22 protein-coding genes are annotated in these 23,874 nt (G+C 71.3%); 9 read left to right on the top strand and 13 right to left on the bottom strand.

From position 1 onward, the window contains the following. Window positions 1–62 precede the first annotated feature (62 nt). Together ACWGJ2_RS28280 and serB are read left to right on the top strand one after the other, a co-directional pair. Window positions 63–1,988 carry a streptophobe family protein gene (locus tag ACWGJ2_RS28280; protein ID WP_453349086.1) on the top strand — a complete coding sequence of 642 codons (1,926 nt, stop codon included), beginning with the start codon at window positions 63–65 and terminating at the stop codon, window positions 1,986–1,988. Between the two features lie 335 nt (window positions 1,989–2,323). Continuing rightward, a complete protein-coding gene (gene serB, locus ACWGJ2_RS28275; protein ID WP_453349085.1) occupies window positions 2,324–3,556 on the top strand; it encodes a phosphoserine phosphatase SerB in 1,233 nt (410 codons plus the stop codon). Window positions 3,557–3,836: 280 nt separating this feature from the next. On the opposite strand, the gene ACWGJ2_RS28270 is transcribed toward serB, so the two are convergent. From ACWGJ2_RS28270 to ACWGJ2_RS28255, 4 genes are all read right to left on the bottom strand, one after another. Continuing rightward, a complete protein-coding gene (locus ACWGJ2_RS28270; RefSeq protein ID WP_453349084.1) occupies window positions 3,837–4,358 on the bottom strand; it encodes a SixA phosphatase family protein in 522 nt (173 codons plus the stop codon). 92 nt (window positions 4,359–4,450) lie between these two features. Further along, a complete protein-coding gene (locus ACWGJ2_RS28265) occupies window positions 4,451–4,702 on the bottom strand; it encodes a hypothetical protein (RefSeq protein WP_453349083.1) in 252 nt (83 codons plus the stop codon). A 193-nt stretch (window positions 4,703–4,895) separates the two neighbouring features. Next, window positions 4,896–5,012 (bottom strand): SGM_5486 family transporter-associated protein, encoded by a 117-nt coding sequence (locus ACWGJ2_RS28260; protein WP_453349082.1) that lies wholly within the window; start codon window positions 5,010–5,012, stop codon window positions 4,896–4,898. Window positions 5,013–5,029: 17 nt separating this feature from the next. Further along, window positions 5,030–6,472, bottom strand: a complete 1,443-nt coding sequence (locus ACWGJ2_RS28255; protein ID WP_453349081.1) for a CynX/NimT family MFS transporter — start codon at window positions 6,470–6,472, stop codon at window positions 5,030–5,032. Between the two features lie 71 nt (window positions 6,473–6,543). On the opposite strand from ACWGJ2_RS28255, the gene ACWGJ2_RS28250 reads away from it, so the two are divergent. Then, entirely contained in the window at window positions 6,544–7,227 is a 684-nt protein-coding gene (locus tag ACWGJ2_RS28250) for a FadR/GntR family transcriptional regulator (RefSeq protein WP_453349080.1), read from the top strand. Between the two features lie 104 nt (window positions 7,228–7,331). On the opposite strand, the gene fabI is transcribed toward ACWGJ2_RS28250, so the two are convergent. Together fabI and fabG are read right to left on the bottom strand one after the other, a co-directional pair. Then, window positions 7,332–8,093, bottom strand: a complete 762-nt coding sequence (fabI, locus tag ACWGJ2_RS28245; RefSeq protein ID WP_453349079.1) for an enoyl-ACP reductase FabI — start codon at window positions 8,091–8,093, stop codon at window positions 7,332–7,334. Between the two features lie 2 nt (window positions 8,094–8,095). Continuing rightward, window positions 8,096–8,800: a 3-oxoacyl-[acyl-carrier-protein] reductase gene (gene fabG, locus ACWGJ2_RS28240; RefSeq protein ID WP_453349078.1), complete on the bottom strand. Its 705-nt coding sequence runs from the start codon at window positions 8,798–8,800 to the stop codon at window positions 8,096–8,098. A 197-nt stretch (window positions 8,801–8,997) separates the two neighbouring features. Here fabG and ACWGJ2_RS28235 point away from each other — a divergent pair, with 197 nt between their 5' ends. From ACWGJ2_RS28235 to tyrS, 3 genes are all read left to right on the top strand, one after another. Beyond that, window positions 8,998–10,644 (top strand): TldD/PmbA family protein, encoded by a 1,647-nt coding sequence (locus tag ACWGJ2_RS28235; protein ID WP_453349077.1) that lies wholly within the window; start codon window positions 8,998–9,000, stop codon window positions 10,642–10,644. After that, complete coding sequence (locus ACWGJ2_RS28230; RefSeq protein WP_453349076.1) at window positions 10,641–12,056, top strand: metallopeptidase TldD-related protein; 1,416 nt, start codon at window positions 10,641–10,643, stop codon at window positions 12,054–12,056. The genes ACWGJ2_RS28235 and ACWGJ2_RS28230 overlap by 4 nt, the downstream gene beginning before the upstream one ends. 154 nt (window positions 12,057–12,210) lie before the next feature. Beyond that, window positions 12,211–13,647: a tyrosine--tRNA ligase gene (tyrS, locus tag ACWGJ2_RS28225; protein WP_453349075.1), complete on the top strand. Its 1,437-nt coding sequence runs from the start codon at window positions 12,211–12,213 to the stop codon at window positions 13,645–13,647. A gap of 68 nt (window positions 13,648–13,715) precedes the next feature. Here the strand turns inward: tyrS and ACWGJ2_RS28220 are convergent, their stop codons facing one another. Next, window positions 13,716–13,994 carry a GlsB/YeaQ/YmgE family stress response membrane protein gene (locus ACWGJ2_RS28220; RefSeq protein WP_453349074.1) on the bottom strand — a complete coding sequence of 93 codons (279 nt, stop codon included), beginning with the start codon at window positions 13,992–13,994 and terminating at the stop codon, window positions 13,716–13,718. Window positions 13,995–14,233: 239 nt separating this feature from the next. On the opposite strand from ACWGJ2_RS28220, the gene ACWGJ2_RS28215 reads away from it, so the two are divergent. Both ACWGJ2_RS28215 and ACWGJ2_RS28210 read left to right on the top strand, forming a co-directional pair. Next, window positions 14,234–14,590 (top strand): DUF3099 domain-containing protein, encoded by a 357-nt coding sequence (locus ACWGJ2_RS28215; protein ID WP_453349073.1) that lies wholly within the window; start codon window positions 14,234–14,236, stop codon window positions 14,588–14,590. 203 nt (window positions 14,591–14,793) lie between these two features. Next, window positions 14,794–15,045 (top strand): hypothetical protein, encoded by a 252-nt coding sequence (locus ACWGJ2_RS28210; protein ID WP_453349072.1) that lies wholly within the window; start codon window positions 14,794–14,796, stop codon window positions 15,043–15,045. 119 nt (window positions 15,046–15,164) lie between these two features. On the opposite strand, the gene moaA is transcribed toward ACWGJ2_RS28210, so the two are convergent. The 3 genes from moaA to ACWGJ2_RS28195 all read right to left on the bottom strand — a co-directional run bounded on the left by moaA (window position 15,165) and on the right by ACWGJ2_RS28195 (window position 18,296). Beyond that, entirely contained in the window at window positions 15,165–16,154 is a 990-nt protein-coding gene (gene moaA / locus ACWGJ2_RS28205) for a GTP 3',8-cyclase MoaA (protein ID WP_453349071.1), read from the bottom strand. Window positions 16,155–16,299: 145 nt separating this feature from the next. Then, entirely contained in the window at window positions 16,300–17,952 is a 1,653-nt protein-coding gene (locus ACWGJ2_RS28200; RefSeq protein ID WP_453349070.1) for a solute symporter family protein, read from the bottom strand. Further along, the gene (locus tag ACWGJ2_RS28195) at window positions 17,949–18,296 is read right to left on the bottom strand and encodes a DUF485 domain-containing protein (RefSeq protein ID WP_453349069.1); all 348 of its coding nucleotides are present in this window, start codon (window positions 18,294–18,296) and stop codon (window positions 17,949–17,951) included. Before ACWGJ2_RS28195 ends, ACWGJ2_RS28200 begins: the two co-directional genes overlap by 4 nt. A gap of 245 nt (window positions 18,297–18,541) precedes the next feature. On the opposite strand from ACWGJ2_RS28195, the gene ACWGJ2_RS28190 reads away from it, so the two are divergent. Beyond that, window positions 18,542–20,077: a S8 family peptidase gene (locus ACWGJ2_RS28190; RefSeq protein WP_453349068.1), complete on the top strand. Its 1,536-nt coding sequence runs from the start codon at window positions 18,542–18,544 to the stop codon at window positions 20,075–20,077. A gap of 49 nt (window positions 20,078–20,126) precedes the next feature. On the opposite strand, the gene ACWGJ2_RS28185 is transcribed toward ACWGJ2_RS28190, so the two are convergent. From ACWGJ2_RS28185 to ACWGJ2_RS28175, 3 genes are all read right to left on the bottom strand, one after another. Beyond that, window positions 20,127–21,095: a sterol desaturase family protein gene (locus tag ACWGJ2_RS28185; protein WP_453349067.1), complete on the bottom strand. Its 969-nt coding sequence runs from the start codon at window positions 21,093–21,095 to the stop codon at window positions 20,127–20,129. 77 nt (window positions 21,096–21,172) lie between these two features. Beyond that, on the bottom strand, window positions 21,173–22,495 hold the full coding sequence (locus tag ACWGJ2_RS28180; protein ID WP_453349066.1) for an amidohydrolase family protein: 1,323 nt from the start codon (window positions 22,493–22,495) through the stop codon (window positions 21,173–21,175). Next, window positions 22,492–23,862 carry an amidohydrolase family protein gene (locus ACWGJ2_RS28175; protein ID WP_453349065.1) on the bottom strand — a complete coding sequence of 457 codons (1,371 nt, stop codon included), beginning with the start codon at window positions 23,860–23,862 and terminating at the stop codon, window positions 22,492–22,494. The genes ACWGJ2_RS28180 and ACWGJ2_RS28175 overlap by 4 nt, the downstream gene beginning before the upstream one ends. Window positions 23,863–23,874: the final 12 nt, after the last annotated feature.

Below are 23,874 nucleotides of genomic sequence, written 5' to 3'. Positions count from 1 at the left end.
AACCCCGGATCCGCACGCATCGGGAATCATGCGGACAACTGGGCATCGATCGGGGGAGCGCCATGGGCGACGATGCGCACCGTACCCGTACCCGTACCCGTGGGGGCGCCGTGCGTGCCCCCGGGGCTCCCGCACCGGCCCGTCGCGCCCTCGACATCCTGCTGACGGCCGTCGCCTCGGTGACCTGGTCCTTCGCCGGAATGGCGGGAACCGCGGCCCTCGGGCTGCATCTGCTGGGCGCCGACGCCGCCGGTTCGCTGGGCCCCCTGACCGCGGCGGCCGTGGCACTGGCCGTGGGCGGCTCGGTCGTGCCCGACGGTGATGTGAAGGTCTTCGGACTGAAGGGTGCCGATGCCGAGGCGGCCCTCGATGTGATGCCGCTGGGCGTCGCGCTGGCCGGGGCGCTGCTCCTCGCGTACTTCTTCCTGCGCTCGCTGCGCGCCGTCGGCCACGTCGTACGGCTTCCCGAACTCGCCGCACGCGTCGCCTCGGTGGCCGTGCTGTTCCTCGCCGTGCTCGGCTGGCTCGCCTGGGCGGGGCACTCCACGGTGACCCTCGACGGCGAGCGGCTGCGGCAGGGCGCCGAGGACCGCCTGCGGGACGGGATGGGCGACGGGCTGGACGGGCTCGACGGCGGCGTCGGAGACCTCGGGGGCGGGCTCATGGACGGGCTCGGCGGCCTCATGGACGCGAAGACGTCCGTCGGCTTCACCGTGGAGACGGTTCCGACGCTGCTGGCGGGCGCCTGCTGGGTCCTCGGCGTGCTGCTGACCGCGCTGGCCGCCTCGCACCGCACGCCGCTGCCGCCGGGGCGGCTGTGCGAGTGCGTGCACCGTACGGTCAGGCCCGCCGCTTCCGCGCTGGTGCTGGTCCTGCTGCTGACGGTCCCGGCCGGGCTCGCCGCCGCCGGTTACGCGGCGGCGACGGGGGCTGGGACGGAGGCCGGGGCGGGGACGGGCGAGGACCCTGGCCGCATCGCGGGAGCCGCCCTGCTGGGGGCTCCGAACGGCACCTGGCTGGCGGTCCCGCTCGGACTCCTGGTCACCTTCCGGGGCGCGGCGACGGGTGAGCTGGCGAAGCTGCTGCCCGATCCGGTGGACGCGTTCCTCGCCGCGGGGGACGGCGGCGCGGGGAAGGGCGGTACGGGGGACGGTGGCGGCCGGTCCATGACGGTGGCCGATCTCGCGGGGCTCGACGCACGGGTGTGGCTGCTGACCGTGGCCGTCGCGCTGGCACTGCTGGCGGCGGGCGTGCTCACGGGCGCCCGTACGCCACGAAGGGAACGGGGGCGGGGGCAAGGGCGGGGGCGGGGAGCGCTCGGGTTCGCCGTGCGGTGCGGGGCGTCGCTGGGCGCCGTGACGGCCGTCGCGCTGCCCGTGCTGGTGCTGCTCACCGGGGTCGAGGCGAACGCGGGGCTCTCGGTGATGGGCTTCGACGCCATGGGCGCGGGCGTCGAACTGCGCGGCAGCGTGCCGGGGGCGCTGGTGCTCGGGGCGCTGTGGGGCGCGGCAGCGGGGTTCGTGGGGGCGCTGATGGCGTGCGCGACGGGCGCGGCGGGACAGCGGGCCTCCCGGTTCGCCTCGGAGAGGGAGGCGCCGGAGGGCTCCGGTGCGTATGACACGTCGCGCACCTGGCCAGCCCTCGCCTACGAGCGCGGGCCTTACCGGCCTACGCCGCCGCCCGGGCTGGGCGCGGGCGAGCGGAACCCGTACAAGGAGGGACCGGACGCGGGGGACCCGTACGGACGGGAGCCCGGCCCCCACGGGGGCGGACCGCGCGGCGGCGAGGGGCCCGCGCGGGGCGGGAGCCCGCACTCGGCGCCGACGATCGCGGGCGGCCCCCCGCACCGCCCGTACCGCAGCAGCCCCGAACCGCCCCCTCCCGGCCCTCCGCCGCCGCACCCGCCGCCTCGGGGGCCCCGGCGCGGGCGGCGGCCCGGAAGCGGCACGGAGCCGGACGACGAGGGCCCGGCTCACGGCCGGGGCTGAGCCGGGTCCGGGGCAGGTCCGAAGCGGGCCCGGGGCAGGTCCGGGGCGGAGCGTGCGGCGGCCCCGAACCGGAGCCGAACGGGAGGCGTCCCCCTGGTTGAAGCCCGCGTGAAAGGTGCGGGAAATCGGCGCCCACGCGGGACGGGGAGGGGCGGGGAGAGAGGGCGGCGGCCATGGGGAGAGCGCGAGCAGCGAGCGAGGAGGGGGCGCTGACCTGGGCGTCCGTTCCGTCCGGAGAAGCGGGGGATCGGGGCGGATCGGGGCGCGTCCACCGCTCCCGCACAGAGCGCCCCAGGAGGAGACCCCCGTCCCACAGCGGCTAACGTAAGAGAACCATGACCACATCGCTGGCCACTCCGCCTTCGTACGCCGATACCCCCACCCTCCTTGTCAAGATCTTCGGCAAGGACCGGCCCGGGATCACCGCCGGGCTCTTCGACACACTCGCCGCCTTCGCGGTCGAGGTCGTCGACATCGAGCAGCTCGTCACCCGGGGCCGCATCACACTGTGCGCCCTGGTCACCGCGCCGAGTACCGGCACCGCCACCGAGGGTGAGCTGCGTGCCACCGTGCACAGCTGGGCCGAGTCCATGAAGCTGGAGGCCGAGATCATCTCGGGCACCGGCGACAACCGTCCGCGCGGCACGGGGCGCTCCCACGTCACCGTGCTCGGCCACCCCCTCACCGCGGAGACGACCGCCGCCATAGCGGCCGCGATCACCTCCACGGGCGGCAACATCGACCGCATCTTCCGGCTCGCCAAGTACCCCGTCATCGCCGTCGAGTTCGACGTCTCCGGCACGGAGACCTCCGGGCTGCGCACCGCGCTCGCGATGGAGGGGGCACGGCACGGCGTGGACGTCGCCGTCGTCGCCTCCGGGCTCCAGCGCAGGGCGCAGCGGCTGGTCGTGATGGACGTCGACTCGACGCTGATCCAGGACGAGGTGATCGAGCTGTTCGCCGCCCACGCGGGCTGCGAGGAGCAGGTCGCCGAGGTCACGGCGCGGGCGATGCGCGGCGAGCTGGACTTCGAGCAGTCGCTGCACGCGCGCGTCGCGCTGCTGGCCGGGCTGGACGAGTCCGTGGTGGAGAAGGTGCGCACGGAGGTGCGGCTCACGCCGGGCGCGCGCACTCTCGTACGGACGCTCAAGCGCCTCGGCTACCAGGTCGGCGTCGTCTCCGGCGGCTTCACCCAGGTCACCGACGCGCTCCAGGAGGAGCTGGGCCTCGACTTCGCCCAGGCCAACACCCTGGAGGTCGTGGACGGCAAGCTCACGGGCCGGGTCACGGGCGAGATCGTCGACCGCGAGGGCAAGGCACGGCTGCTGCGGCGCTTCGCCGAGCAGGCCGGGGTGCCGCTCGCGCAGACCGTCGCCATCGGCGACGGCGCCAACGACCTGGACATGCTCAACGCGGCGGGGCTCGGCGTCGCCTTCAACGCGAAGCCGGTCGTGCGCGAGGCCGCGCACACCGCCGTCAACGTGCCCTTCCTGGACACCGTGCTCTATCTGCTCGGGATCACCAGGGAAGAGGTCGAGGCGGCGGACGGCGAGGAGGACGAGGACTGAACCCGGCCGGTTCCGGATCCGGAGCGGGGTCGGGCGGGTCCGGGCCCTGGGGCGTGACCGGGTCCGGGTTCGGGGGCGTGACCGGGTCCCGCTCGTGCGGGCACCGGCCGACGCCCCCTGTACGGGTCAGTGCGCGGGCCCTCGCGCAACCGTCGCGGGCGCGGGGCCCGTTGACGCACGGGGTGCTGCGGACACTGGGGGCACTGCGGACACTGCGCGGGGCCGCCCGGAGGGGCCCGGCGCCGGAGTGAGCGGCTCTCCTCCGGCGCGTCTGGAGCGGCTACTCCTCATGCGGTGCCCAGTAGTCGCTCAGGGTGCCGACGCCGGGCTCGACGGACTTCCAGGAGCCGCCGAAGCGAAGGACCGCGAGGGCGGAGGTCGGGAAGCCGTTGCGGGACATCCGCTCCGCCGCGTCGCCCTCGGCACTGCCCGTGAGTGCCTCGGCGACGCCCTGGATACCGGGGTTGTGTCCGACGACGAGCAGGTCCCGGACGTCCTCGGACACTTCGTTGATCACAGCGATGATCTCGCCGGGTGAGGCTTCGTAGAGCCGGTCCTCGTAAACCGTCTTGGGACGCTGCGGCAGCTGGTGCACGGCCAGCTTCCAGGTCTCACGGGTCCGGGTCGCGGTCGAGCAGAGGGTCAGTCCGGGATTGACGCCGTGGGCGGCCAGCCACTCGCCGACGGCCGGGGCATCCTTGCGGCCTCGGTCTGCGAGGGGGCGTTCGTGGTCGTCCACATCAGGCCAGTCGGCCTTGGCGTGCCGGAGAAGGACGATACTGCGGGGCACATCGACGCTCATGTTTTCCAGCTTCGCACGAAACGCGCCACCGGGCGCAGGGTGTTGGGATTGCTCGACCGGCACGGGTGACGTGCTGTAAAGGGGCCGTCACCTCAGCCGAACAGCACCCGTATCAGCCCCTGGAGAATCGCGCTGAACGGCTGCAACAGGGGCCCCGCCTGCTCGGCCGCGCCCGCCTCTCCCCCGCCCAGGAGCAGCGCCAGCAGCATCACGAAGGCGACGACGGGCAGCGCGACCGCCCACCAGGGAAGCCGCGTCTGCGCACCGCTCGCCGCGGAACTCGCCGTGGGGCTCGCCGCGGAAGGGGTCGTCGCGGAGGGTGCCGGATACACACGGGCCGTCATGGGGCTCGCCTCCGTGGGTCGGGTCGGGGTCGTCGAACGGTGCGACTCAGACGCTACGGAAGCGGCGGCGTGGCTCCCATCCGGTGACCCACCCACTTACCCCTGACCCGAACCCCCTAGGGGATGGTGGGGCCAGCCCCACCATGGACGCCCTGAAGGTGCGGGACGGGACGCTGTGCGGTGCTACGTGACGCTACGGGGCGACGATGCTGGCGATCACACCGATGACGACCAGGATGCCGATGATCGTGGCGAAGACCAGGAGCAGCTTCTTCTGCCCGTTCTGCGGATTGGGTTCAAGGACTGGCATACCCGTCAGTGTCGCACTCAGCGCCCGTCCTCGATCACCCGGTCCCGCCCCGCGAGCACGCCCATGGCGATCTGCCCGAACATCAGCACCGTCATCAGCAGCAGCGGGACGTGCCAGCCGCCGCTGGTGTCGTGCAGGGCGCCGACGAGCAGGGGTCCGGGGATCGAGATGAGGTAGCCCGTGCTCTGTGCGAAGGCGGACAGCTTGACGACGCCCGCGCTGGAACGCGACCGCATGCCGATCATCGTGAGCGCGAGCGGGAAGGCGCAGTTGGAGACGCCCAGCACCAGCGCCCACAGCCAGGCGCCCTCGGCCGGGGCGAACCACAGCCCGGCGTACCCGGCCAGACCGCAGACCCCCAGCGCGAGCACCAGCGGTCCCTGGTGCCGCATACGGGCGGCCATGCGCGGCAGCACGAAGGACAGGGGGACGCCCATGCCCATGGTCACGGCGAGCATCAGTCCGGCCGACGAGGCGGAGACACCGGCGTCGCGGAAGATCTGCGGCAGCCAGCCCATGGTGATGTAGGCGGCCGACGCCTGGAGCCCGAAGAAGATGCCCAGTGCCCAGGCGGTGGGCGAGGACGTGATGCGCACGGCGGGCTCGGCATCAGCGCCTGCGTCCGCCCGCGCGTCCGGTCCCGCATCCGGCCCAGAGCCTGCGGACCGCTCCGCGCCCTCGGCCTCCTCCGCGCGCTCGGCCGCCTCCGTACGCTCCGGGACGGCCTCCCGCGCCGCGTCCGGCTCGGGGGCGCGGGAGCCGCGGTCCCGGAGGACGGCCGCCCATGGCGCCATCGCGACCACGCCGAGCAGCGCCCAGGCTGCCAGACCGAGCTGCCAACTGCCGCCCAGCGCCTCGGTCATGGGCACGGTGACGGCGGCGGCGCTGGCGGTGCCCAGGGCGAGGGCCATGGAGTAGAGGCCGGTCATCGGGCCGACCCGGTCCGGGAACCAGTGCTTGACGACGACCGGCATCAGCACGTTGCTCACCGCGATGCCCAAGAGGGCCAGCGCGCTGGCGGCGAGGAAGCCGGCCGTGCCGCCCGCGAAGGGGCGCAGGGCGAGCCCTGCCGTGATCGCGACCATCCCCACGAGGACCACGGTGGCCGGGCCCCAGCGACGGGCCAGCCTCGGGGCCAGTCCGCCGAAGACCGCGAAGCAGAACGGGGGCACGGAGGTGAGCAGCCCGGCCACGGTGCCGTTCATGCCGAGGCCGTCGCGCACCTCCTCCATGAGGGGGCCGAGGCCGGATATCGCGGGGCGGAGGTTGAGCGCGGCGAGCACGAGCCCGACGACGACCAGGCGCAGCACCCAGGCCGACGGCTGACCGGTCTTCGCGGCACCACCGGACGCGCGGGACGCGTCGGACACATCGGGCACGCCGGATGCACCGGAGGCGCCGGCCGCCGACGCCCGAGAGGAATCGGAAGGGGGCCTGAGATCGTCGTCTTTCACTGGCATAGAGGCCATCATAGAATCATGGGACGAATTCACGCCAACAGTCGTACCGCCTCGTTCCGCCCTGGAGAGTCATGACCCTGTCCACACCGCAGCGCTCGGCGCTGGCCGCCCAAGTGATCGCCGCCCTGCGTACGCAGATCACCTCGGGGGAATGGCCCGTGGGCTCCCGCATCCCCACCGAGCCCGAACTGGTCGAGGAACTGGGCGTGGCCCGCAACACCGTGCGGGAGGCCGTACGCGCGCTGGCGCACAACGGCCTGCTCGACATCCGGCAGGGCTCCGGCACCTATGTGGTCGCGACCAGCGAACTGGCCGGGGTCATGCAGCGCCGGTTCGCCGAAGCGGACCCGCGTCACGTCGCCGAGCTGCGCGCGGCCCTGGAGACCTCGGGCGCCGAACTGGCCGCGCGACGGCGCACGGAAGCTGACCTGAACCAGCTCGACGCGCTGCTGGAGCGGCGCGAGGCGGCGTGGGAATCGCGCGAGGTGGACCGCTTCGTGGAGGCGGACGCCAACCTCCACCTGGGCATCGTCGCGGCCTCCCACAACGAGGTGCTCACGGCGGTCTACGCCGACCTCGGCGACGTGATGCGGGACTTCCTGCGCTTCGACGTCGGCGAGGAACTGCGCCCCGAGAACCACATGGACCACGAGCGGCTGGTCGAGGCCATCCGCGACGGGGACCCCGAGACGGCGGGCCGCGAGGCCGCCTCGTACACGCGGGAGTGGGGACGCGGGGTGTCGGATGACAGATGACAGGTAACGGATGACAGATCACAGATGACAACTAACAGGTAACAGATTTCAATATCTGCCACCTGTTACCCGTTAGTTGTCAGGCGTCAGCCGCCCCCTACGCCCTACGCCCCCATCATGTGGACGCCGCCGTCCACGTGGACGATCTCGCCCGTCGTGCGCGGGAAGAAGTCGGACAGCAGGGCGACCACGCCGCGGCCCGCGGGCTCCGGGTCGGTCAGCTCCCAGCCGATGGGCGCGCGGTGGTTCCACACGTCCGCCAGCTCCTCGAAGCCCGGAATGGACTTCGCGGCCATGGACTTGATGGGACCGGCCGAGATCAGGTTGCAGCGCACGTTCTTCTCGCCCAGGTCGCGGGCGAGGTAGCGGCTGGTGGACTCCAGGGCCGCCTTGGCGACGCCCATCCAGTCGTACTTCGGCCACGCGATCTGCGCGTCGAAGGTGAGGCCGACGACGGAGCCGCCGTGCGGCATCAGCGGCAGGCAGGCCATCGTGAGGGACTTCAGCGAGTACGCCGAGACGTGCACGGCGGTGCCGACGTCCTCCCAGCTCGCCTCCAGGAAGTTGAAGGCGCCCTGCGGGCCGAAGGCGATGGAGTGGACGATGCCGTCGAGGCCGTCGACGTGCTCGCGCACCTTGTCGGCAAGCCCGTCCAGGTGCTCCTGGTCGGTCACGTCCAGCTCGATGACCGGGGCCTCCTTGGGCAGCCGCTTCGCGATGCGCTGCACCAGCGAGAGGCGCCCGAAGCCGGTGAGGATGACCTCGGCGCCCTCCTCCTGGGCGACCTTGGCGGCGTGGAAGGCGATCGATCCCTCGGTCAGTACGCCGGTGACGAGGATGCGCTTGCCAGCGAGGATTCCGCTCATGTTCAGTGACCCATGCCCAATCCGCCGTCTACGGGAATGACGGCTCCAGTGATGTACGCGGCCTCGTCGGACGCCAGGAAGCGCACCGCTGAGGCGATCTCGCCGGGCTGCGCGTAACGGCCCATCGGAACCTGTCCCATGATGTTCTCGCGCTGCTCGTCGGTGAGCGCCTGCGTCATGTCGGTGTCGACGAAGCCTGGCGCGACGACGTTGCAGGTGATGCTGCGGGAGCCCAGCTCGCGGGCCAGGGAGCGGGCGAAGCCGACCAGTCCGGCCTTGGAGGCGGCGTAGTTCGACTGCCCTGCGGAGCCCAGGAGCCCGACCACGGAGGAGATCAGCACCACGCGGCCCTTGCGGGCCCGCAGCATGCCGCGCGTCGCGCGCTTGACGACCCGGAACGTGCCCGTCAGGTTGGTCTCCACCACCGAGGTGAAGTCCTCCTCGGACATCCGCAGCAGGAGCTGGTCACGCGTGACACCGGCGTTGGCGACGAGCACCTCGACCGCGCCCTGCTTCTCCTCGATCTCCTTGTAGGCCTGCTCCACCTGCTCCGGGTCGGTGATGTCGCACTTGACCGCGAGGAAGCCCGACGGCGGCTCACCGGAGCGATAGGTGATGGCGACCTTGTCGCCTGCGTCGGCGAAGGCGCTGGCGATGGCGAGGCCAATGCCGCGATTGCCTCCTGTGACGAGTACCGAGCGGCTCAAGGTGTGACCACCCTTTCTGCTGGTTCCGCGGTGACGCGGCCGAAGTCTGTCCGTACGAAAACTATCGGTTGGTCTACCCCGTCGTGGACTCGGGCAGCGACAGGGGGCCGGACAGCCTCCTGTGGAGTCCCTACAGAAAGCGGCGGCGGAAACGGCTCTGACAGGGCATGATCGGTTGCCGACGACGGGAGGACGCCTTGCCCCAGCCCATCCAGCCCAGCGGCCCCACAGGCTCCGATGAACCCACCGGCCACGTGGGCCCGACCGGTCGTGACGGCCCCACCCCCGGACCCCCCAATTCCGCCCGCGCCGGGCAGCCCCGCGCCGCACCGCCTCTCGACGAGAGTTTCCTCGCGCTCCCCCTCCGCCCCCTCGCCGACGCCGCGCTCGCGCGGGCCCGCGCGCTGGGCGCCGAGCACGCCGACTTCCGCTTCGAGCGCGTCCGCCGCGCGGCCTGGCGACTGCGCGACGCCAGACCGTCCGGCGCCTCGGACACCACGGACACGGGCTACGCGGTACGCGTCGTCCACGGCGGCGCGTGGGGCTTCGCCTCTGGCGTCGAGCCGACGATGGACGCGGCGGCCAGAGTGGCCGCGCAGGCCGTCGAGATGGCGAAGCTCTCCGCGAAGGTCGCCGAGGCGGCGAGCGCGCGGGACGCCGTGGAGCTGGCCCCCGAGCCGGTGCACGGGGAGCGGACGTGGGTCTCCTCGTACGAGGTCAACCCGTTCGAGGTACCCGACGTCGAGAAGACCGGGCTGCTGGCCGAGTGGAGCGGGCGGCTGCTGGCGGCGGAGGGCGTCAGCCACGTGGACGCCACGCTCCTCACCGTCCAGGAGAACAAGTTCTACGCCGACCTCGCGGGCACCGTCACCACCCAGCAGCGGGTGCGGCTGCATCCTCAGCTCACGGCCGTCGCGGTCACGGGGGACGGCACGTTCGACTCGATGCGGACGCTGGCGCCGCCCGTCGGCAGGGGCTGGGAGTATCTGCGCGGCACCGGCTGGGACTGGGACACGGAGCTGGAGCGGATGCCGGAGCTGCTGGCGGGGAAGCTGCGCGCGCCGAGCGTCGAGCCCGGCGCCTACGACCTGGTGGTCGACCCCTCCAACCTGTGGCTGACCATCCACGAGTCGATCGGCCACGCGACGGAGCTGGACCGCGCGCTGGGCTACGAGGCGGCGTACGCGGGCACCTCCTTCGCCACCCCCGACAAGCTGGGCACGCTGGCCTACGGCTCCGGGATCATGAACGTGACGGGTGACCGCACCGCTGAGCACGGGCTCGCCACCATCGGCTATGACGACGAGGGCGTCGAGGCCCAGTCCTGGGACCTGGTCAGAGACGGCACCCTGGTCGGCTATCAGCTCGACCGCCGCATCGCCCGCCTCACCGGGCGGGAGCGCTCGAACGGGTGCGCCTTCGCGGACTCGCCGGGGCACGTGCCCCTCCAGCGGATGGCGAACGTGTCGCTGGCGCCCGCCCCGGACGGCCCGTCGACCGAGGAGCTGATCGGCGGCGTGGAGCGCGGGATCTACGTCGTCGGCGACCGCTCGTGGTCCATCGACATGCAGCGTTACAACTTCCAGTTCACCGGGCAGCGCTTCTTCCGCATCGAGAACGGCAAGCTGGCGGGACAGTTGCGGGACGTCGCCTACCAGGCGACCACCACCGACTTCTGGGGGTCCATGGAGGCCGTCGGCGGCCCCGGTACCTATGTGCTGGGCGGCGCCTTCAACTGCGGCAAGGCGCAGCCGGGGCAGATCGCGGCCGTCTCGCACGGCTGCCCCTCGGCGCTGTTCCGCGGCGTCAACATCCTCAACACCACGCGGGAGGCGGGCCGATGACCGGCATCCGTACGGGCGGCACGAGCGGCACGAGCAGGCCGCACGAGGTCGTCGAGCGGGCCCTTGAACTGTCCCGCGCCGACGGCTGTGTGGTCATCGCCGACGAGGAGTCCAGCGCCAACCTGCGCTGGGCCCGCAACGCGCTCACGACGAACGGTGTCACCCGGGGCCGCACCCTGACCGTCGTCGCCACCGTGGACGGCGCCCGGGGCACCGCCTCCGGCGTGGTCTCGCGCGCGGCCGTGACGGCGGACGAGCTGGAGCCGCTGGTGCGGGCCGCCGAGGAGGCGGCCCGCGCCTCGGAGGCGGCCGAGGACGCCCAGCCGCTCGTCGAGGGGGTGCCCGTCTCCCCCGGTTTCACGGAGGCGCCGGACGAGACCTCCTCGCGGGTATTCGACGGCTTCGCGCCCGCGCTCGGGGAGTCCTTCGCGCGGGCCGCCGCCGGGGGCCGGGAGCTGTACGGCTTCGCGCAGCACGGCGTGGTCTCGACGTATCTGGGCTCATCGGCCGGGCTGCGGCTGCGCCACGACCAGCCCACCGGCACCCTGGAGGTGAACGGCAAGTCTCCCGGAACCGGCGGCTCCGCGTGGGTGGGGCGGGCCACGAGGGACTTCCGCGACATCGATCTGGCCGCGGTGGACGCGGAGCTGGAGCGGCGGCTGAAGTGGGCCGAGCGGAAGGTCGAGCTGCCGGCGGGGCGGTACGAGACGCTGCTGCCGCCCACGGCCGTCGCCGATCTGCTGATCTACCAGCAGTGGTCGTCCACGGCGCGGGACGCGGCGGAGGGCCGGACGGCCTTCAGCGGGCCCGCCGGGGGCACGCGGCTGGGCGAGCGGCTCTCGGAGCTGCCGCTGACGCTGCGCGGCGACCCGCACGCGCCGGGCCTGGAGGCGGCGCCGTTCGTGCTGGCGCACTCCTCCGGTGACGACGCGTCCGTCTTCGACAACGGGCTCCCGCTGGCCCCCACGGAGTGGATCAGCGAGGGCGAGCTGTCCCGGCTGCTGACCACCCGGCACAGCGCGGCGCTGACGGGCCTGCCTGTGGCGCCGCCCGTCGACAACCTGATCCTGGAGGGCGGGAACGGGCGCTCGCTGGACGAGATGGTCGCGGACACGGCCCGTGGGCTCCTGCTGACGTGCCTCTGGTACATCCGCGAGGTGGATCCGGCGACGCTGCTGCTGACGGGGCTGACCAGGGACGGCGTGTATCTGGTGGAGAACGGTGAGGTGACGGGGGAGGCCAACAACTTCCGCTTCAACGAGTCCCCGCTCGGCGTCCTCTCCCGCGCCACCGAGGCGGGCCGCACGGAGCGGACGCTGCCGCGCGAGTGGTCGGACTACTTCACCCGCGCCGCGATGCCTCCCCTGCGCGTACCGGACTTCAACATGAGTTCCGTGAGCCGGGGCGTGTGACCGCCCGTGCCCTCGTGGGTCCGCGCCCGCGTCAGCCCGCCGGTGTGACCGGCTTAGACTCGTTACCGGCCGTTTCCCGCCCGCGCGCCCGCACCGTGTGGCGCGCGGGCAGGGCCGCGGCCTTCCGACCACCGACGATCATCAGGACAGATACGTGACACGCCTCGGCGACTCCGTGCAGCGTGCCAGCGAACTGCTGGCGCAGGACCTCTCCTCCGACCAGACCGTCGAGCGGCTGCTCGCGGAGACGGGCTCGCGGCGCTATCTGGACCTGAGCGATCTCCCGGCGTCCGAGCAGGCGGCCCTCATCGCGTCCCGCGCGGTGGACGTGCTGCCCTCGGAGGAGAAGCTCACCGAGCGCATCGAGCAGCGCCGCGCGGAGGGCAAGGGCCTGCACATCAAGCTGGGCATCGACCCGACCGCCGCCGATGTCCACCTGGGCCACACCGTGCCCATGATCGTGCTCAGCCGCTTCCAGCGGATGGGGCACGACGTGACCCTCCTCATCGGCGACTTCACGGCGAAGATCGGCGACCCTTCGGGCCGTACGGCCGAGCGCCCGCCGCTCACCGACGAGGACATCGCGAAGAACCTCCAGGGCTACCGCGAGCAGGTGCGGCCCTTCTTCGACTTCGAGAAGGTCAGCTTCCGGCAGAACAGCGAGTGGCTGGCGCCCTACACGTTCCCCGAGCTGCTGTCGCTGCTGACGCAGGTCCCCGCCTCCTCGCTGCTCCAGCGCGAGGACTTCCGCAACCGGCTGGCTTCGGGCGCGGGCATCACCATGTCCGAGCTGCTGTACCCGATCGCGCAGGGCCTGGACTCGGTGGCGCTGGACTGCGACATCGAGCTGGGGGGCGTCGACCAGCTGCTGAACCTCCAGATGGGCCGCAAGCTGATGGAGGTCCGCGGCCAGAAGCCGCAGCTGGTCGCCACGGTGCCGCTGATCGAGGGCACGGACGGGTCCGGCGCGAAGATGTCGAAGTCGAAGGGCAACTACATCGGTCTGTCCGCGACCGCGGACGACGTCTTCGGCAAGATCATGTCGATCCCCGACCGGCTGATGGAGCCCTACCTGCGCGCCTGGACGGAGTGGACGGACGGCGAGATCGCCGCCGCCACGGCCCGTATCGAGGCCAGGACGCTGCACCCGATGGACCTCAAGAAGGTGCTGGCGGGCGAGGTCGTCGCGGCGCTGTACGGGGTGGAGGCGGCGATGGCTGCGCGCGCGGGCTTCGTCGCACAGTTCTCGAAGAAGTCGTTCACGGACGTGGAGTCGCTGCCCGTCGTGGATGCCGCCGAGCACGGTGCCGAGGGGATCGCGTCGATCCTCGCGAAGGTGCTCCAGTTCCAGCCGAGCGCCTCGGCGGCGCGCCGGGTCGCGAAGCAGAACGGGCTGCGGCTGATCATGGAGCCCGAGGGCGCGGAGCAGCACGCCGTCGTGCTGCCGGAGGCGGACGCGCTGCGTCCGCTGACCGAGGTGGCGCTGGAGAAGCTCGCCGAGGCCGGGCTGGTCACGAAGGACGGGGCCGGGGTGGCGGGCACCGTCTACCTCAAGGCCGGCCGCAAGATCGCCGAGATCAAGGGGCTGTAGGACCGACCGGCGGATCCCCTGAACCCCTTACCCTCCTCCGCCCCTCCCCCGGGGCGGAGGGGGTCAGCTCAGGTCCGCTCTCTGCTCTTGCCCCGGATCATCGCCCACAGCGGCGTGCCCAGCGCGACGACGACCACGGCGCCCGCGAGCTGGAGTACGTGCCGCATCCAGTCGATGCCTTTGGTGTCGTTGACGCCCACCCAGGTGGCCACGGCGTTCCCCAGGATGCTGCCCAGGATGCCGAAGATCGCCGTCAGCCACAGCGGGATGTCCTGCTTGCCCGGAAGGATGGCGCGGGCGAGGACACCCAGCACCAAACCAAGGACAATCGCCCACAACCAGCTCATGTCGCCTCCGCAGTTCGGCGCGGTTTGCGCACCCTTGTACGTATACGGGGAACACTCTCCTCCCGGCCCGACTACGCCGCATGGCGTACAGCTCCATACGGGTGATGCCGCGCCGCCACTGGTCCCGGGGATCAGCGCCCCGGTCTCGAACCCGGCTGAGCCCGGGCGTACCGTAGTGAAGGCCCGGAACCCCGCGCGGCGGACCAGAACCGGCACAGTGAGCAGGTGGTGGAAACGTGATGCGGAAGCAGCGCCGGCCCGAGGTCTTCCGGATCACCGGGGCCCGGCAGGGACTGGAAGACGACGTACGCGGCAGGCAGCGGCGCTATGTGATCTCGATGCTCGTGCGCACGGCGTCGGTTCTGCTGACCGTGCTCCTGTGGAACGTGCAACGCCCGTTGGCCGTGGTGACGCTCGTGCTGGGAGCGCTGCTTCCGTACGTGGCGGTAGTGATCGCCAACGCGGGCCGCGAGAACGCTCCTTCGCTCCCGGCCTCGTACATCCCCTCCCCCACGCGCCCCATGCTCGGCTCGGCGGAACGCGTCCCTGAAGCGGGCGTGAACAAGTCCGACGGCCCGTCAGAGGGCCCAGCCTGAAAGGCATTTGGGCCGGGCCACCGTATGAAGCTCATGAAAAGCTCAGATCAATCATGCGGTTCCGCTGCACTGCGCAGGGTCTCGCATGCCATACTTCAGAAACGCTCCGCATCCCCCGTCGGAGCGATAGACCGACGCCGGGCGGCTCCCCCCGTGGCTGCCCGGCGTCGTTTCCTTGTGCGGGCCGGGTGTTGGATGGGGGCATGATCCCCTCAGCCGAAGACCCCGAGACCCCCATCTGCTCAGCCAAGGGCTGCCGCGCCCCCGCCGTGTGGGTGCTGGCCTGGAACAACCCCAAGCTGCACACCCCCGAGCGCCGCAAGACCTGGCTGGCCTGCGACGAGCACCGCGAGCATCTGTCGGACTTCCTCGGCATGCGGGACTTCCTCAAGGAGGTCGTCACGCTGGAGGAGTGGCACCGTCGCCCGGCCTCCGGGACCGGCACGTCGGACTGACGGACCAGACGAGCCGACGGGGCCGACGCGGGCCGGACCGGCCGACGGGCAGCGGGCCCCGGACCCCGGACAGCCGCGCCGCCCGCACCTCGCACCCGCCGAAGCCGCCCGCGCCCGCCTCAGCCCCCGATGGCCGACATCGGCCGCGACGGCTGCACGAAGGACGGGTCGTCGATCCCGGCTCCCGCCTTCTTGCCCCACATGGCCACCTTCCACAGCCGGGCGATCTCCTCGTCCGCCGCGCCCGCGCGCAGCGCTCCGCGCAGATCGGACTCCTCGCTCGCGAAGAGGCAGGTGCGCACCTGGCCGTCGGCCGTGAGACGGGTGCGGTCGCAGGCGTGGCAGAAGGGGCGGGTGACGGAGGCGATGACGCCGACGGTGTGCGGTCCGCCGTCGACGACCCAGCGCTCGGCGGGGGCCGAGCCGCGCTCCTCCTCGCCCTCGGCTGTCAGCGTGAAGCGGGTGCGCAGGGACTCCAGGATGTCCCCGGCGGTGACCATGCCCTCGCGGTGCCAGCCGTGCTGCGCGTCCAGGGGCATCTGCTCGATGAAGCGCAGCTCATAGCCCTCCTCGACGGCCCAGGCCAGCAGATCGGGCGCCTCGTCGGCGTTGAGCCCCGGCATCAGGACGGCGTTGACCTTGACGGGGGTGAGGCCCGCCGAGCGTGCCGCTTCGAGACCGCGCAGCACGTCGCCGTGGCGCTTGCGGCGCGTCATGCGCTGGAAGACATCGGGCCGCAGGGTGTCGAGGGAGACGTTGACGCGGTCCAGGCCCGCCTCGCGCAGGGCCGTGGCGGTGCGCTCCAGGCCGATGCCGTTCGTCGTGAGCGACATCTGGGGCCGGGGCTCCAGCGCGGCGCAGCGTTCGACGATGCCGACGAGGCCGGGGCGCAGCAGCGGCTCACCGCCGGTGAACCTGACCTCCTCGATGCCCAGTTCCGTCACGGCGATGCGCACGAGGCGCACGATCTCGTCGTCCGTGAGGAGGTCGGGTTTGGCGAGCCACTGGAGGCCCTCTTCTGGCATGCAGTAGGTGCAGCGCAGATTGCAGCGATCGGTCAGTGATACGCGCAAGTCGGTGGCGACTCGGCCGTATGTGTCGAGCAGCATGCTGGCGGCCCTCCCACGGTTGCCTGATCTGTCTCGAAGCGTACGCGACGTGTATGACATTCAACAGATCGTTGAAGTTTCCCCGCGCGTACGCTGCGTGACGGTGCCGTGGTCGGGCCGCCGTAGCAGGCGTTGGTGCGACGGGTCAGTGCGCGCCCGTACCCGTCATGGAGCGCACCTCCAGCTCAGCGTACTTCTCGCCGCCCGCGCCCTCGTCCTTGGAGAGGACCGAGCCGAGCCAGCCGAGCAGGAAGCCGAGCGGGATCGAGATCAGGCCTGGGTTCTCCAGCGGGAACCAGGCGAAGTCGGCGTCGGGGAACATCGACGTCGGCTTGCCGGTGACCACGGGCGAGAAGAGGACGAGCAGCACCGAGGAGACGAGCCCGCCGTAGATCGACCACAGCGCGCCCTGTGTCGTGAAGCGCTTCCAGAAGAGGCTGTAGAGGATCGTCGGCAGGTTCGCGGAGGCGGCCACCGCGAAGGCGAGCGCCACCAGTCCCGCGACGTTGAGCTTGCCCGCGAAGATGCCGAGCCCGATCGCGACGGCGCCGATGATGACGGCGGAGATACGGGCTGCCGAGACTTCTTCCTTCTCGGTGGCCTCGCCCCTGCGGATGACGTTCGCGTACAGATCGTGCGCGAAGGACGAGGAGGAGGCCAGGGTGAGCCCGGCGACCACGGCGAGGATCGTCGCGAAGGCGACCGCCGAGATCATCGCGAGCAGGATCGCGCCTCCGGTCGAGTCGGCGCCGCCGCCGATCTCCTGCGCGAGCAGGGGCGCGGCCGTGTTGCCCGCCGCGTTCGACTCGACGATCTCCTTCTGCGAGAGCAGCGCTGCGGCGCCGAAGCCGAGCGCGATCGTCATCAGGTAGAAGACGCCGATGATGCCGATGGCCCAGTTCACGGACTTCCGCGCGGCCCTGGCCGTCGGGACGGTGTAGAAGCGGATCAGGATGTGCGGGAGTCCGGCGGTGCCGAGGACGAGCGCGATGCCCAGCGAGATGAAGTCGATCTTCGAGGTGGTGGTGACCCCGTACTTCAGCCCCGGCTCCAGGAAGGCGGCGCCCTTGCCGCTGTTCTCGGCCGCGGCGCCGAGGAGCGAGGAGATGTTGTAGTTGAACTTGTGGAACACCAGCACCGTGATGACGAGCGTTCCGCCGATCAGCAGGCACGCCTTGATCATCTGGACCCAGGTGGTCCCCTTCATTCCGCCGATGGTCACGTACAGAATCATGATGATGCCGACGAAGACCACGATCAGGTTCTTGCCCGTCTCGCCCGTGATGCCCAGCAGCAGCGCGACGAGCGCGCCCGCGCCGACCATCTGGGCCAGCAGGTAGAAGATCGAGACGATGATGGTGGAGACGCCCGCGGCCGTGCGGACGGGCCGCTGCCGCATCCGGTAGGCCAGGACGTCGCCCATCGTGTAGCGCCCTGAGTTGCGCAGCGGCTCGGCCACCAGCAGCAGCGCGACGAGCCAGGCGACCAGGAAGCCGATGGAGTAGAGGAAGCCGTCGTACCCGGAGAGGGCGATGGCGCCCGCGATGCCCAGGAAGGACGCGGCCGACATGTAGTCACCGGAGATCGCCAGGCCGTTCTGGAAGCCCGTGAACTGCCGCCCGCCCGCGTAGAAGTCGGTGGCGTCCTTGGTGCGGCGCCCCGCCCACACGGTGACGGCCAGGGTGGCCACCACGAAGCACGAGAAGAGCGTGATGATCAGGGTCCGGTGCTCGCTGGCGCCCTCGGCCGCGAGGGGGAACCGCGCCGGAGCCGAGGCCAGGTGCTGACTGATGCTCATGCGTCGCCCTCCAGACGGGCCTTGATCGCGTCGGCCTTCGGGTCGAGCTTCGCCGCGGCGTGCCTGGAGTACCACCAGGCGATGAGGAAGGTGGTCACGAACTGTGCGAGGCCGAAGACGAAGGCCACGTTGACGTTGCCGACGACCTTGGCCGCCATGAAGGCGTCCGCGTAGTTCGACAGCAGGACGTACAGCAGGTACCAGACGATGAAGGCGACGGTGAGCGGGAAGGCGAACGACCGGTACGTGCGCCGTAGTTCACCGAACTCGGCACTCTGTTGCACCTCCGTGTAATTCAGGCCGCGCGGGGGGCCTGAACCCTCGTGCTCTGATGCGGTGTCCACGGTGACTCCAGTCGGAATGAGTGGGTGGGGGGAGAGGACGGTGTAGGGCGTGTGGGGGTGCTTACTGGCCGTACAGTGCGCGCATCGTAGATCTTCGGCACGTGTCACAACAGGGGTCAGAGGTTGAAACCCGTAAGACACATTGTCGACTCGCTCGGACTATCTTTCGGAATCCATTGCTGAGCTGCACCAATCGGCGCTAACTTCCCACGTCTGTGGTCAACTTCAGACGACATGGAGACCCCATGGATTCAAAACCTTCCAGACGTTGGCGTGCGCTCGCGATGCCGCTCGGACTGGTCCTCACCGCTTCGGTCGGGATGGCGGGTGTCGCCGTGGCCAGCACGCAGCACGCCGCCACCGCGACCGCCGCGCAGGACGGGGAGAAGCTGAGCTACGTCGTGAACACCGCGACGGACGCCTCGACCATCGAGCGGGTGAAGAAGGAGATAACGAAGGCCGACGGCACCGTCGTCACCGCGTACAAGAAGATCGGCGTCATCGTCGCGCACTCCACGAACCCGGAGTTCGGCGACACGCTACGCGCGGTGAAGGGCGTCGACTCGGCGGGCGCGACCCGCACAGCGCCGATCCAGGCCGCGGCCACCACGGACGTCGGCAAGCCGCAGTACGTGCAGACGCCCAAGTCCACGTCGGCGGCCACCGCCCAGGCGAAGGCGCAGGGCGAGGAGCCGCTGGAGTCCCTCCAGTGGGACAAGCGGGCCATCAAGGCGGACCAGGCCCACAAGATCAGTGAGGGCAGCAAGAAGGTCACCGTCGGTGTCATCGACACCGGCGTCGACGACACGCACCCCGACCTCCAGGACAACTTCTCGGCCGAGCAGTCCGCGAGCTGCGTCGGCGGCAAGGCCGACACGAGCGAGGGGGCCTGGCGCCCCTTCGACGCGGCCAGCGACTACCACGGCACGCACGTCGCGGGCATCATCGCGGCACCGCGCAACGACGTGGGCATCGCGGGTGCGGCGCCCGGTGTGCAGGTCTCGTCCATCAAGGTGAGCGAGAAGGAGACGTCCCTCTTCTACACCGAGGCCGTCGTCTGCGCGATGGTCTTCGCCGCCGACCACGGCGTCGAGATCACCAACAACAGCTACTACATCGACCCGTGGCTCTACAACTGCCGCAACGACAAGGACCAGGGTGCCCTCGTCGACTCGGTGAGCCGGGCCCTGAAGTACGCGACGGGCAAGGGCACCGCCACGGTCTCCTCCGCCGGCAACTCCTCGCAGGACCTCGCCGCAGCGGAGCTGACGGACGACACCAGCCCGAACGACTCCACGCCGGTCGAGCGCACCATCAACCCCGCGCAGTGCCCGGACATGCCCACCATGCTGCCGGGTGTCACCTCGGTCTCGGCGACGGGCCCGGAGAACCTGAAGTCGTACTACTCCAACTACGGCGCCGGTCAGATCGACGTCGCGGGTCCCGGTGGCGACACCCGCTACCAGACGCCCGAGCCCCCGGCCAAGAGTGGTGGCGTCCTGTCCACCATGCCGGACGGTGAGTACGCGTACCTCCAGGGCACCTCGATGGCAGGACCGCAGGTCGCGGGCGTCGCCGCGCTCATCAAGAGCAAGCACCCGAAGGTGTCGCCCCAGGAGCTGGGCTGGCGTCTGAAGGCACAGGCGCAGACCGTCAAGTGCCCCACCAAGTACGACCCCGACGGCAAGGGCACCTACGCCGCCACGTGCACCGGTGTCCCCGGGAACAACAGCTTCTACGGGCACGGCCTCGTGGACGCCCTCGCGGCCGTCAAGAAGTGACCCGCAAGAAGTGACCCGCACGGAGTGACCTCCGGTCACGGGGTGAACGTCACGAAGTGACCTGCTGGGCCGGGGGCGGCGGTGACGCCGTGGCCCCCGGGCCGGTTCCGGGGCCGGGCCGCGCGAGCGGTCCGGCCCCTTCCGCCGCCGGAGACCCTTCCGCTGCCGGGCCCCCCTGCGCCGTCGCGACGGGCTGCCAGCCGGGGCCGCGGAAGACACGGCCCGCGCGCTCCCGCCAGTCGCGCGCCGCGCGCAGGTCCCTGCCGATCGCGGCGTACTCGTGGGTGGCCACCCGCAGCGGATTGTGGGTCGCGATGTTCTTGGTGAGCCCGAACACGCACGGCTGCGTCTCGGGCACGAAGGAGCCGAAGAGCCGGTCCCAGACGATGAGGATGCCGCCGAAGTTGCGGTCCAGGTAGCTGCCCTGTGAGGCGTGGTGCACGCGGTGGTGCGAGGGGGTGTTGAAGACGAACTCGAACGGCCGCGGCAGCTTCCCTATGCGCTCGGTGTGTATCCAGAACTGGTAGACGAGGTTCGCCGACGAGCAGAACGCGAGCGCGGCCGGATGGACGCCCAGGGCGATCACCGGGACGTAGAAGGGCCACACGGTCCAGGACGTCCAGGGCTGGCGCAGCGCGGTCGTCAGGTTGAACTTCCTGCTGGAGTGGTGCACCACGTGGCAGGCCCACAGGATGCGGATCACGTGGTGGCCGCGGTGCGACCAGTAGTAGAAGAAGTCCTGGGCGAGCAGCAGCAGCGGCAGCGTCCACCAGAGGACGGGGACGCGCAGCGGGGTCAGTTCGTAGACGGCCGCGTAGATCGCGACGATCGGTATCTTCCACAGCGCGTCGAAGACCAGGCTGCCGAGCCCCATGGCGAGGCTGGTCGCGGCGTCCTTGGTCTCGTAACCGGCGGAGTCCTCGTCCGGGTGGAGGCGGTAGCTGACCATCTCCAGGACCGTGAGCAGCACGAAGGCGGGGATCGACCAGAGCACGACGTCGGGCAGGTTGGACGGCATGTCAGCAAGGTAGAGCGCTCCGTGCCGCGCGGGCTAGGGGTGGTTACCCACAAGTATTCGACGTCCGTTCGACACGCCTACCAGACCCGGACCCGGCCGCCCGGTGCGAACGCCGGGCTCGTCGCGTCCTCCGGGACCCGCTCCAGCGGCTCGGCGATCTCGGCGACCGTCGGACCCACCCGGGCCGCGATCCGGCCGAGGCGCTCGAGGTCGAAGCCGTAGACGCGGGCCGCGTTGCCGCCCGCCATGGCGGCGACCTCCTCGCGCGGCAGGCCCGCGTAGGCGATGCGCAGGCCCTCGCGGGAGTAGGGCGGGGTGCCCTCGTCGTGGGGGTAGTCGCTGCCCCACATGATCTTGTCGATGCCGATCCGCTCCCGCAGCGGCACCTCGTGCGGGCGCATGAAGCTGGCGCCCACGTAGCAGTTCTCGCGCCACACCTCGCTCGGGCCCCTGCCCATCGAGGCGGCCAGCCCGGCGCCGAACTTCGACTCGGCGGTGGACGCTTCGGCGGCGTCGGAGCCCTCGTCGGCGCCGGATGTGGGATGCGTGCTCCGGGACGCGGCGGCGACCAGGCGCGCGTGGTAGTAGTCGAGCATCTCCAGGACGCCCGGTATCCAGCCCGAGCCCTGCTCGGTCAGCACCAGCCGCAGCCCGGGATGGCGGTGGAAGGCGCCGCCGAAGACGAGGTGCCACAGCGCCCGGTGCGAGAACCAGGTGGTCTCCACCATGAACACGGCGCGCGCTGCGGGCTCCTCACCCAGCGGCGGCGAAGCGGAACCGCCATGGTGGTTGACGGGCACGTCCAGCTCGTCGCACACCGCCCACAGCGGGTCGTACACCCGCGAGTACAGCTCGGGCAGGCCCGAACCCGGCGGTGTACCCGGCAGCAGGACGCCGCCCGTCAGCCCCGCCTCCTTCGCCCACCTGACCTCGCGCACCGCCTCGTCCACGTCGTGCAGGAGGATCTGTGCGACGCCCGCCCTGCGTCCGGGGGCCTCGGCGCAGAATTCGGCGAGCCAGCGGTTGTGGGCACGCAGCCCCGCCCAGCGCCGCGCGAACTCCTCGCGGGTGGGCGCGGGCGCCATCAGGGAGGCGCTGGGGAAGAAGGGCGGGATCGTGTTCGGGAAGACGACCTCCGCGACGATGCCGTCCCGCTCCTGCTCGGCCAGGCGCCGCGCCGAGTTCCAGTTGCGGTCGGCGGTGTCGGCGAGCAGGTCCTCGTACGGGTTGACGTAGTGCTCGGCCCAGACGTCGAAGTCGTCGTGGTACGCCTTCTCCAGGTACGGGCGGTAGTCCAGGAGGTCGGCGCCCGCGTGGCAGTCGGCGGAGATGACGGTGTAGCGGTCCGTGTCCCCTTGCTGTTCCGTTTGCTGTGCCGTTTGCTGTTCCGTCGCGCTCACGAGCCCGCCTCCTTCGCCGCGTGGGGCGCCGATGCGACGGGCCCAGGACCCGTTCCGACGTACGGGAAGTCGTGCCCCGTCAGCCAGTGGCGGCCGACCTCGCGCGCGCCGCGCCAGGACTCCTCGACGGCTGCCCGGCCCTCGGGATCCTCGGGCTGCCCCAGCTCGGCCGGGGTGGGCCCGATGCGCGCTGCCAGCGGTGCCAGCGCCGCCGTGTCGAACCCGAAGACCTCGGCCGCCGCACCGCCCAGCATCCGCCGGGTCTCGGCCACGGGGATGTCGTGGAAGGTGTCGCGCAGCCAGGTGCGGGTGGCGGGCCAGGTGCCCTCGGGGTGCGGGAAATCGCTGCCCCAGAGGATGTTGTCGACGCCGATCTCGTAGCGCTGCGCCAGCTCGCGCCGCTTGGTGTTGGTGGCGCAGACGAAGACCTGCCGGTCCAGGTACTCGTGCGGCGGGCGCTTCAGCTCGGCGAAGGGCGACAGCTTCTTGCCTCCGTGTGCGCCCAGATAGAGCCGGTCCATGAACCACAGCAGGTTCGGCAGCCACCAGCACCCGGACTCGGCCACCCCGAAGCGCAGCCCCGGATGCCGCTCGAACACGCCGGACCACAGGAGGAACCACAGGGGGCGCGCGGGCCACCAGGTCACCTCGCTGACGTAGATCCCCAGGTGGTCCCCGTACTCATGGCGCGGCGCGGCCCCCGAGTGGGTGACCACGGGCATCCGGGTCTCGGCCGCCGCCGCCCATACGCGGTCGTAACGGCGGTCGTGGTAGGGCGCCTTGTCCACCCACATCGACGGGATCATCAGCGCCCCGAGCCCCGACTCCTTCGCCCTGTGGATCTCCGCGACGACCTCGTCCACCGCGCCGGTGACGGGCAGCAGCGCGACGCCGCAGTGCCGTTCGGGGTGCTGGGAGCAGAAGTCCGCGAGCCAGCGGTTGTGCGCCTTCGCGCCCGCCATGCCCAGTGCGGGGTCCTGGTCGCCGGAGAGGCCAAGGCCCACGCCGAAGGGCGCGGCCGTGCGGCTGTCCACGGCGTCGGCGTCCGGGAAGACCACCTCGGCGGCCACCCCGTCCCCGTCGAGTTCCTTGACGCGCTGCGCCGCGTCCCAGCCGCCGCGCAGCCCCTCCTCGTTCTCCTCGAACCACTTGCGGGCGAAGCCCTCATTACGGATGCCCAGCCGTGTCGACTCCTCGATACGGGCGTCACGCTGCCCCAGGAAGTCGTCGAACTCCCGGTGGAACCTGGCTTCCAGATACGGCCTGTACTCCTCGGTCGGCAGCCCGGCGTGGCAGTCGGAGGAGACGATCAGATACGGGTTCCGGTACGGGTCGCCTGACCCGTACGGGTTCTGCCGTGCGGTCATCGCACACCCACA

The sequence above is a fragment of the Streptomyces sp. NPDC054796 genome (assembly GCF_053611545.1).
This window is presented reverse-complemented; position numbering and strand designations above follow the sequence as displayed.